This is a genomic window from uncultured Campylobacter sp. (genome assembly GCF_937981295.1).
Taxonomy (GTDB): domain Bacteria; phylum Campylobacterota; class Campylobacteria; order Campylobacterales; family Campylobacteraceae; genus Campylobacter_B.
This window is the reverse complement of the sequence record NZ_CALJPC010000031.1, coordinates 42179-52021: the sequence shown is the minus strand read 5'-3', so window position 1 is coordinate 52021 and position 9843 is coordinate 42179. Positions and strand designations below refer to the sequence as shown.

General features: G+C 46.9%; 8 protein-coding genes and 3 tRNA genes. 2 read left to right on the top strand and 9 right to left on the bottom strand.

The annotated features are described in order from the left end of the window. On the top strand, positions 1–380 hold a 380-nt coding region (locus Q0135_RS02850; RefSeq protein WP_367272139.1), incomplete at its 5' end, for a hypothetical protein. Further along, entirely contained in the window at positions 358–693 is a 336-nt protein-coding gene (locus Q0135_RS02845) for a DUF3969 family protein (protein ID WP_297988069.1), read from the top strand. The genes Q0135_RS02850 and Q0135_RS02845, both read left to right, overlap by 23 nt. Positions 694–1100: 407 nt before the next feature. Here Q0135_RS02845 and Q0135_RS02840 read toward each other — a convergent pair. The 9 genes from Q0135_RS02840 to Q0135_RS02800 form a co-directional block, all read right to left on the bottom strand. Further along, positions 1101–1175, bottom strand: a tRNA-Met gene (locus Q0135_RS02840). A 37-nt stretch (positions 1176–1212) separates the two neighbouring features. Continuing rightward, positions 1213–1287, bottom strand: a tRNA-Gln gene (locus Q0135_RS02835). Positions 1288–1459: 172 nt separating this feature from the next. Further along, positions 1460–1873 (bottom strand): type II secretion system protein, encoded by a 414-nt coding sequence (locus tag Q0135_RS02830; protein ID WP_297988068.1) that lies wholly within the window; start codon positions 1871–1873, stop codon positions 1460–1462. 275 nt (positions 1874–2148) lie between these two features. Then, positions 2149–3339, bottom strand: coding sequence for a carbon-nitrogen hydrolase (locus Q0135_RS02825; RefSeq protein ID WP_297988067.1), 1191 nt, complete (start codon positions 3337–3339; stop codon positions 2149–2151). A 20-nt stretch (positions 3340–3359) separates the two neighbouring features. Next, positions 3360–4352 (bottom strand): agmatine deiminase family protein, encoded by a 993-nt coding sequence (locus Q0135_RS02820; protein WP_297988066.1) that lies wholly within the window; start codon positions 4350–4352, stop codon positions 3360–3362. Between the two features lie 64 nt (positions 4353–4416). Beyond that, positions 4417–4493, bottom strand: a tRNA-Arg gene (locus tag Q0135_RS02815). Positions 4494–5517: 1024 nt separating this feature from the next. After that, positions 5518–6465: a peptide-methionine (R)-S-oxide reductase MsrB gene (msrB, locus tag Q0135_RS02810; RefSeq protein WP_297988072.1), complete on the bottom strand. Its 948-nt coding sequence runs from the start codon at positions 6463–6465 to the stop codon at positions 5518–5520. Positions 6466–7331: 866 nt separating this feature from the next. Next, a complete protein-coding gene (gene purH, locus Q0135_RS02805; RefSeq protein ID WP_297988065.1) occupies positions 7332–8870 on the bottom strand; it encodes a bifunctional phosphoribosylaminoimidazolecarboxamide formyltransferase/IMP cyclohydrolase in 1539 nt (512 codons plus the stop codon). Positions 8871–8886: 16 nt separating this feature from the next. Then, entirely contained in the window at positions 8887–9477 is a 591-nt protein-coding gene (locus tag Q0135_RS02800; protein WP_297988063.1) for a hypothetical protein, read from the bottom strand. Positions 9478–9843 lie beyond the last annotated feature (366 nt).

Genomic DNA, 9843 nt, shown 5'->3' with positions numbered 1-9843 from the left:
ATGCGGCATTGATGGCTAAAATAGATATTTTATTAAATTTGATAAATTTTACTAAAGATATAAGCGCGATAAAAAGCGACTTGGCAAAGATAGGCTTTGATAGCGAATCGGAGCTTGTAACGATAACTAAGAATACCATTGCAAACATCTTAAATAGGGTCATCGATAAAGAAATTTCATATGATCTCCTTGAGGAATGGGCAAATTTAATCGAGTGCCGCGAGGACATAGGATATGAGGATGAAATTTTGCAAGAGATCATATTTGAACTGGCAAACCCTTGCCTTTATGGGGAGATAGACGAAGAGAAGATTTGTATGATTTTAGATGAAATTAAATACGGGCGAAGCGAGACGAATGATATTAGAAAAAAATATTGATATTGTGGGCGAAAGGGCCATCTTGCTAATGGCGCTGGGCTCATTACGGGCATTGGAACACAAAGCGATTACCATAGATGAAAGCCAAAGAATTTTGTTTTCACCCTATATCTCAACGCATTTGGAAAAAAATAAGGTTAATGAATACATTATAGACATAATAATCGAGTGCTGCGAATTAGAGGATATTTTTGAACTAATTCCTACAAAATATATGGAAACTTTGCAAATATTGCAGAATAGAATAATAGAAATTTTAAAGCAATACGATGAAGAGCCCAGAAAAAGATGGGTAATTATAGATGAAAAATAGCCTACATAGCTCCGTTTTTGGTGAGTAGATAAATAAAATTTGACTCAAGATAAGTTGAAAACTTTTAAAGGAATTTTTGGCTTATCTTGAACCTTTAAAAATTTTAATGTCACGATAGAAACTATGTGCAAATTTAAGTCCTTTCAATACTCGATAATGCTATTAACAAGATCGGTGTCACAATATAAATCATAGATTTTAGATGAGACGGCAAATTTTATGATTTAAGGAATTTGATGTATCTGCCTTATACTCGATGATTTTATTAATTTTAGACTATTAGTTAAGAGCAGCTTTATAAATAAAATTCTCAAATTTGAAATACAAATGTATATTTTTGTATTTTTAAATAAAGGCAAGAGTAAAATTTAAAGTCACGATGCTGCGATATAAATTTAATGATGATTTGGTTGCAGAGGGTGGATTTGAACCACCGACCTTCGGGTTATGAGCCCGACGAGCTACCACTGCTCTACTCTGCGATACAAGAAGTGCGAATAAATTTTTAAATTCGCCAAATGGATGGGGTAGGAGGATTCGAACCTCCGAATGATTGGACCAAAACCAATTGCCTTGCCGCTTGGCTATACCCCAGCAAAAAAGGACTTTAATTATACAAAAACTTTAACCAAAAGTCAAGATTAATCTTAAGCTTTATTAGCGGATTAATGAAAATCAGTAGGACTCAACGAATAAATTATATTTATATAAACAAAAAAAGGCTCTAGCAAAAGCTAGAGCCTTAAAACTATATCTACACTAAATATTAGTTGTAGTTAACATTTTTACCGCCAAATTTTAGACCATGATCTGCATCAATTCTAGTTTTGATTTGCGATAGACCTGGCATACTCCATACTTGACCGCATAACCCAGTTATGTTAGTAGCTACGGATATTGTATCATTTCCAGTAGTAGCAGCTTTGGCCTCAAAGCAATTTAATGATTTAACTTTTACTGGGTTAGCAACATTTGTCATACTACTAATAGTAGAAGAGAAATTTCCTTGAGACGTATAATATGCACCCAAATCTGTTACCATAGTTTGAATATTGCTAGCTGCCTTAGAAACCTCAGCATCATCACGTGTAGCTGCAAGTCTTGGAATAGCAACAGCTGCCAAAATACCTAAAATAACGATAACGAAGATCAACTCGATCATAGTAAAACCTTTTTTCATGGTTTACTCCTTAAATAAAATTCATCCCGCATACCTATATGCGAAACTTGGCGGAATTATAGAGAAAAATTTAAAAATTGTCAATAGTTTTTAGCAAATTTTTTACAATTTATTTACAAAATCCGATTTTACGGGCATTGTAAAATCAAAATTTTAAATCCATTCGGCTTATATAATGTATTTTATCGGCGCTTCTACACATTGATATCATAAAATTATTCGCTTTCATTCTCATGCGCACCCGATAAACTATATGGCTATTCGAGATACAGGAGCTACAGCCCGTATCGCTTAGTCAAAATTTCATAGTTTTCTACGCGTCTATCGCGCAAAAACGGCCACCAGCGGCGCACGTTTTCGCATCTTTGCATATCGATAGTTACGACTTCGCATAGCTCATCGGTGCTATTTGCACGAAACAGCTGTTCGCCCTGCGCGCCAAAAACAAAGCTATTGCCCCAAAACCTAATCCCCTCTTCGCTGGCAAGCTGGTCTACGCGCTGTTTATTCGGCAGCACCTCTAAAGTTTCGCCGTTAAATTTAATCTCTATCGAAATTTTTAAATTCTCTCGCGCCGCCTCATTTTTCGCGGGCAAAATTTCGCCGCCGATCGCCATTTTGCCGCCATCCGTTAGCGCCCCGTTATTAAAGGATAAAATTCCGCCCTCGCTTAAAATTTTACTCTCGCCGCCCGTATCCGCGGAGTGCAAAATTTTATCGCTGGCTGCTCCGCCGTCGCTTGCTGCTGAAATTTTATTTCCCCCGGATAGAATTTCATCCGGCGAGACCTCGCTAAGCGCGGCGCTTTCAAAGCCCACGCGATTTACAGCGACTACGGGCAGGGAGTTTGCCACCGCATGCCCACGCTGTACCGCGACCCAGGCCTCTAGTTGGCGTGCTTTTTCGTCCTCGCCGTCGCCGTCAAACCACCCGATCGCGGTCGGATATATGAGTAGCTCGGCACCGCGTAGCGCCATCGCGCGCGCCGCCTCGGGATACCACTGATCCCAGCACACCAGCACGCCGAGCCGTCCCACGCTCGTATCTATGGGCTCAAATCCCAGATCGCCCGGCGTGAAATAAAATTTTTCGTAAAACTGCGGATCGTCGGGGATATGCATCTTGCGGTACTTGCCGGCGATCCTACCGTCGCGCTCGAAAACTACGGCGGTGTTGTGATACAGCCCCGCGGCGCGGCGCTCGAAAAGTGAGCTTACCAGCACCACGCCAAATCTCTTCGCCACCTCGCTCCACAACCGCGAATCGCGCTCGAAATCCTGCGCGTAATCGAAATTTTCAGTATTTTCGCGCTGGCAAAAATAATGCGTCTGATGAAGCTCTTGCAAAATGATTAATTGCGCGCCCTTCGCCGCTGCGCGCGCGATGAGCTCGATGCTACGCGCTATCGTGCGCGCCTTGGTACCTTCAAATTTATGCGAAATCAGCCCAACTTTTAAAATTTTCATATTTTTCCTTCGATCTAAATTTAAAGCCTGAATTTATTCATGCACGAGCAATGCAGCGAGCCGTTTTGACGGATGAAAACGCGCGCGTTCACTCCCACTACTTCGCAATCCGCGCACGTCGCTCGCAGACGCGACAGTGCCAGCTCGTCCGCCGCGCGGTTTGGATCGTACGGATCTGCGGGATCTGCGTAGGTAGGCGCGATGAGCGCGCCGTTTAAAAAGACGAAATTTGCGTAAGTCGCGGGCAGCCTGCGCCCCCGATAAAAGATCGCGCGCGGGATCGGCAGTTCGATCACGTCGTATCCGAGCGATGAAATTTCATCCTTCATCGCGCCAAGCTCCGCGTAGTGCAGATCGCTCGGATCATCGCACGACGAAATAGCCACGACGTGCGGACTTAGAAAGCGCGCAAGAGTATCGACGTGGCTGTCGGTGTCGTCGCCTTTGATGAAGCCGCGTCCCAGCCAGATTATCTTTTTTAGCCCGAAAATTTCACGCAGCCGCGCGTCCAGCTCAGCCTTGCTTAGGGAGTTGCGATTTTCGTTCAGCAAACACGCGCTCGTAGTTAGCATCGTGCCCGCGCCGTCAAAATCGACGCTGCCGCCTTCTAAGATCAGATCCACGTCTCGCAGCGGACGGGCACTCGCGGCGTAAAGCTTGGAATTTAACGCGTCGTCCTTGGCGCTTGCAAACTTGCCTCCCCAGGCGTTGAAACGAAAATTTAGCCCCGTGATTTTACCACCCTCCTCTATGTCGATCGCGCCGTAATCGCGGATCCACGTATCGTCGGTATCGATTTGCGCGAAGCTCACGTTTGCTAAGCCGCCGCAAATTTGCTCAAAATCCTCACGGCGCGGCGCGATCGCAACGACCGGCTCAAACCTCGCTGCGGCGGCGATAAAGTCGCGATAAGCCACCCGTATCTCGCCTAAATACGGCGCCCAGTCTGTGCCTGCGTGCGGCAAAGACACCAAAAGCGCCTCTTGCTCTTCCCATTCGGCGAATGCTCTCATTTTTGCTCCAAGATTAAAATTTCACGGATTATAGCGAAGCTCGGTTTAAAAAGATATTTGTGGATGGTGCGCCCGGAGGAATTCGAATCCCCGACCTTTTGAACCGCAATCAAATGCTCTATCCAGCTGAGCTACGAGCGCACGAAATAAACGGGATTATAGCGTTTTTAGCTTAAATTTAGCCAAAAAGGCGATTTAAATTTCGACATGCGATAAATTTTAGATTCGCATTTTTCGCATTTTTGCGTTTGCCTTATCGCGACGCCCAGTTTTTCGTTTAAATTCCAACGCGCAAGAATTTTAACCTACCAAAATTTACCTTGTATCGCACCGAAATTTAACTAAGGATTCTGCTCGCATCTTGGAATTTAAAATTTATCCTACTTAAAATTCCGCGAGGCAAATTTAAAATGTCTTAAAAATTTACGACCTTGCAGCCCAAATCCTGCGTAAAATAAATAAAATTTATCGCTTTTTAGGTATCATAAGCGAATAATAAAATGAACAAGGAGAGAAAATGAAGCAAGTCTTCGAGTCCATCATCCACTATGCGATAATCACGCCGTTTTTAGCGATCTATGCGGGGATTTTCCTGTTTTGCGCGGGGCTATCCATTAAAATTTTATCCTAAGCTTATCGCAAGCGCTTCTGCTAAGCCCGCACGATCCTGCGTAAATTTAAAAGGGGCAATTTAAAGCGCTTCAAATTTGTCCCGCCAAATCAAAATTTAAAATTTTATCCGCAGCGGGTCGGAAGCAGACCGATTGATCGACTGCTCGCCGAGCCGATGCCGCCCGCCGAAGCAGACGGAATTTCAAACCGACAAGACCGCTCATCGGCAAACCCGTTTTAAACTAAGAGTTGTACTGCAGCGGTCGGAACGATAGACTACTGGTGTAGTTTCAGAATAGACTCGCTCGCCAAATTAGCAGACCGATTAATCAGCCAGGCGACCGAGCCGTCAAACCGTCAAACCAATCAACAAGCTAGGCGACGCGACCGACGGATCGATTAACGAGCCAGTAGCCGAGCCGCTCAATTGCTAAGCCGACTAATAAACTGAGTAGCCTAGCCGCTAAAACGCTCAGCCGTAAATCTGCCCCAAAACCGCCTAACCGCAAACTAGCCCAAAGCTCCTAGCCGCGAGCTAGTCCCGAAGTCGCGGCTATTCTACATAAATTTTATAATCCCCGTAGCCGCGCGCGTCCATCTCCTCAAGCGGTATAAATTCCAAGCTAGCGCCGTTGATGCAGTATCTCATACCGCCCTTCTCTCTCGGCCCGTCCTCAAAGACGTGCCCCAAATGGCTGCCTCCTACGCGGCTTGAGACCTCGACGCGCTGCATACCGTGGCTGTCGTCTCGCGCGTAGGCGATCGCATCGGTCGTTATCGGCTTTGAAAAGCTCGGCCAGCCGGTGCCGGAGTTGTATTTGTCGGTAGAGGAAAAGAGCGGCTTTTTCGACACGATGTCGATGTAGATGCCCTTTTTATAGTGCTTGTCGTATTCGCTCGAAAACGGTCGCTCGGTATCTTTTTCCTGCGTGACGCTGTATTGCAGGTCGCTCAGAGTTCTTTTGAGCTCCTCTTTGCTCTGCGCTTTGAAGGCTTTGTCATCGTAAAGCGGCTTTTTAGCGAGGCGCAGATCGATATGGCAGTAGCCGCCCGGGTTTTTGTCTAGATAGTCTTGGTGATAATCCTCCGCCTTGACGTAGTTTTTAAGCGGCATAACCTCGACCGCTATCTTTTCATCATATTTGCTCTGTTTAAAGGCTACGAATTTACGCGCCGTCTCGCCGCTCGCCTCGTCGGTGTAGTAGATCCCCGTGCGGTATTGGCGACCGCGATCGTTACCCTGTTTATCAATCGAGAACGGATCAATGATGCGGAAATAATGCGCCAAAATTTCAGGCTCGCTGATGACGTTAGCGTCGTATTTTAAGTGTAGCGTCTCGGCATGATCGCTGCTATGTAAGCCCTCGTAGCTTGCCTTATCGCTCTTGCCGTTGGCGTAGCCCACCTGCGTCGCGACTACGCCGTCGAGCTGCTTAAAATACGCCTCCATGCCCCAAAAGCAGCCGCCTGCTAGATAAATTTCTTTCACGTTTGCGTTCATGCCGCCCCCTTTAACTTTAAAATTTGCGTCCGCCGCACCGGCGCTACTGCTACCTGCGGCATTGAGCGCGACTAAATAACCCGCCGCCAAAACAAAGAGGCAGATTAAGGCTTTGAAAATTTTCATTTTGATCCTTTCGTTTTAAATTTTGCGCAATTTTACAATCCATAAATGAAATGAGAGTGAAATTTTGCCGAGCTTGATATTTGCCACAAACGGCGAAATTTAAAGACGCGCGAGCGCGGCGCGGTAAAATTTGCCTCAAAATTTGAGGCTACCGCAAAAATTTACGTTAAGTTGCGCGCTGTAATAAAACCGCGCTAAGGCTACGGCAAAATCACGCGTCGTAATAAACATGCGCCCAGGTCGCGCACGCCGCGCTATTCTACGTAAATTCTAAAATTTAGGGCGCAACGAAGCTGGGAGCTTGCATAAAATTTAAAATTCCTAGCAAAACGCAACCGAGCGGCTCTTGTAAATTCAAGCCGATAAATTTATGCCAACTGCGCGGACATAGCGGCAAACCTAGCATTCTGCCGATTAAATTTAAAATTTACGCGCCGCCGCCGCGAGATAAAATTTTAGTGACCATTCAGGAGCGGTAAGTGATTAAATTTAAACTGCGCCGCACCGCTACGAAGCGGTATGCTGCGCAGCTAAATCGGCGCCGCATAGCCGTATGGCAAAACGCAAGTAGTCCGATTCGCATCACGCTCGCCGCGTATCGGGGCGCAACCTGGGTCCGCGCTGCGCCCGCTACGTAGTAAGCAACGAGATCCGCTCCGGCGCGGTTTTCAAGATTCGCAACGGCATAAAAAGCTACGAAGCGAGCGCAATAAATCCGCCTCACCGCGGGCGGGTAAAATTTAATGCAAAAAGTGGCGCACTCCCGTAAAATACATCGCCATGCCAAACTCGTCGGCGCTTGCGATCACCTCATCGTCGCGGATGCTGCCGCCGGGCTGCACGACCGCCGCGACGCCCGCAGCATGGGCGATCTCGATGCTGTCTTTAAACGGGAAAAACGCCTCGCTGGCAAGCGCGCAACCGCTCAGATCGACGCCCACGTCGCGCGCCTTTGCCACTGCCGCACGCGCGGCGTCCACGCGGCTCGTCATACCCATGCCGATCGCGACCATCGCGCGATTTTTGACGTAAACCACGCAGTTGCTCTTCGTAAGCGCGGCGATCTGCCACGCGATTTTTAGATCGTTAAGCTCGCTCTCGCTCGCCGCGCGCTTAGTGACGCAGCGGGCATTTGCGACCTCGCCAGCGCCCACGTAGTCGCGCTGCTGATATACGAAGCCGCCGTCAATAAATTTAAAATCATACTTGTCGTTTTCGCGAATCAAAAACTCCCCGCCCTGCTCGAAAATTTTAATACGCTTTTTCTTTTCAAATACCGCAAGCGCCGCGGGCGTGACGCGAGCGGCGAGGATAACTTCGACAAAGATTTCATTGATTTTATGCGCCAGCCCCTCGTCCAAAATGCCGTTTATCGCCACAACGCCGCCGTATGCCGAGACTGGGTCACATTTTAGCGCCTCTACGTAGCTTTCAAGCAGGCTCCCCTTTACGGCAAAGCCGCATGGATTGGCGTGCTTGCAGATCGCTACCGCAGGCGCCTCCCCGAAGCTGCTAGCGAGCATCAGCGCGCCGTGCATATCGGTCATATTGTTAAAGCTCGCCTCGCCCTTTAGGCTCTTAAAGTGCTTGCTAAAAAACTCCTCGAACTCGTACAGCGCGCCCTTTTGGTGCGGATTTTCGCCGTAGCGAGTATCAAAAACCTTGCTGCCCGTGATAAATTTTTTCGCGCCGAAGCCGCCGTTAAAGCGCTCGTTCATATAGTTTGCGATCATCGCGTCGTAGGCTGCGGTGTGCTCATAAGCTTTTATCATTAAATTTTGCCTAAATTTCAGCTTCTCGCTCTCGTCCGCGCCGCTTAAATTTTGCAAAACTGCGTCGTAATCAAGCGGACTCGTGACTACATAGACGCTAGCAAAATTTTTAGCCGCGCTTCGAACCATCGCTGGGCCGCCGATGTCGATGTTTTCGATGATCTGGGAAAAATCGTCGGTGCGGGCTACGGTCGCTTTAAAAGGATATAAATTTACGCACACGAGATCGATGCCGCCGATGCCGTGCTGCGCGGCTTGGCTTACGTGATTTGCGTCGTTTCGCTTATACAAAATTCCGCCGTGGATCTTTGGATGCAGGGTCTTAACCCGCCCCTCAAACATCTCGGGCGAGCCCGAGTACTCGCTCACTTCCGTTGCTTTCACGCCATTTTGCAAAAGCAATTTATGCGTGCCGCCCGTGCTTAAAATTTCAAATCCGAGCTTCTGTAGCCCGCGCGCAAACTCTACGACGCCCTCTTTATCGCTGACGCTGATTAACGCTCTCATCTTTTCTCCTTTTGATTTATTCGCATAGTCTTTTAAAAATCAGCTCACGCATATCGTTTGCGTTAAGCTGAAAATACAAAATTGCCTCGCGGCGAGCCTTTTGATACTCGCGCCTCGTCTTTTCATCCGCCGCGCCGAGCTTTGCGTCTTTAAATTTCGACATGCGCGCCGAAGCCAGCTCTTTTAGCCTCTCATTATCGCGAGAGATGCCACCGCTATAATTAAACCACTCTTTGCTTTGAAAAATATTAAATAAAATTTGAAAATCTACGAAATTTCCCTTATTGTACTCGGCGCAGACCCCGTTTTTGTGGCTTACGGCGTAGATCGCGCCGTATCTGCGCTCGAAAAAATATAGTTTTATGAGCTTTGCGTTTTTGTCTAAATTTGCGCCGTTACCGCCTAAAATCGCAAGCTTCGCATCGCCTCGCGTTTCGTAAGGGCCTAAAATCGCGCCGTTTTCGTAGAGATTGCCGCCGTAAAAAGCGTATTTCGTATCCCCAAGCTCGCTTGAAAGAACGTAGGTTTTATCGGTTTCGGGCGAGTTTTTGCCCGCGCAGCCAAGCAGCGACAGAGCCAAAAACAGAGACGAGATAAAAAATTTCATCGCAAAAATCCTTTAAATTTTAAAATTTTGCCTAATTTATGACGCGGAATCGGCAAAGCGAAATTTGCTAATTTACCGCATTTACCGCGCGCAAATTTTAATTTTGCTTCTCAAATGCCGCCGTTTTGCTCGCGCGAACGTAAATTTAAAATTCTGCGCCGCTTGCAAAGGCTAAATTAAAAGCCGCGCGCAAAACGTAAATTTAAATCGCAGCGTAAGCTTAGCCGAAAAGATCGGCGCGAACCGGCTAAATTTAAAATTTAACGGCGCAGCTTTTATCGCCAAGTTAGATTGGCGCTTGCTTTTGCCGTTTTTAAAATTTTAAATTTATTTGCACATCTTGTTTTCTAGCTCATCCATAAGCGC

Bases quoted from the DNA above. Each gene is read 5' to 3' on its own strand.
- Q0135_RS02845 (WP_297988069.1), top strand. From the start codon at position 358: ATGATATTAGAAAAAAATATTGATATTGTGGGCGAAAGGGCCATCTTG.
- Q0135_RS02830 (WP_297988068.1), bottom strand. From the start codon at position 1,873: ATGAAAAAAGGTTTTACTATGATCGAGTTGATCTTCGTTATCGTTATT.
- Q0135_RS02825 (WP_297988067.1), bottom strand. From the start codon at position 3,339: ATGAAAATTTTAAAAGTTGGGCTGATTTCGCATAAATTTGAAGGTACC.
- Q0135_RS02820 (WP_297988066.1), bottom strand. From the start codon at position 4,352: ATGAGAGCATTCGCCGAATGGGAAGAGCAAGAGGCGCTTTTGGTGTCT.
- msrB (WP_297988072.1), bottom strand. From the start codon at position 6,465: ATGAACGCAAACGTGAAAGAAATTTATCTAGCAGGCGGCTGCTTTTGG.
- purH (WP_297988065.1), bottom strand. From the start codon at position 8,870: ATGAGAGCGTTAATCAGCGTCAGCGATAAAGAGGGCGTCGTAGAGTTT.
- Q0135_RS02800 (WP_297988063.1), bottom strand. From the start codon at position 9,477: ATGAAATTTTTTATCTCGTCTCTGTTTTTGGCTCTGTCGCTGCTTGGC.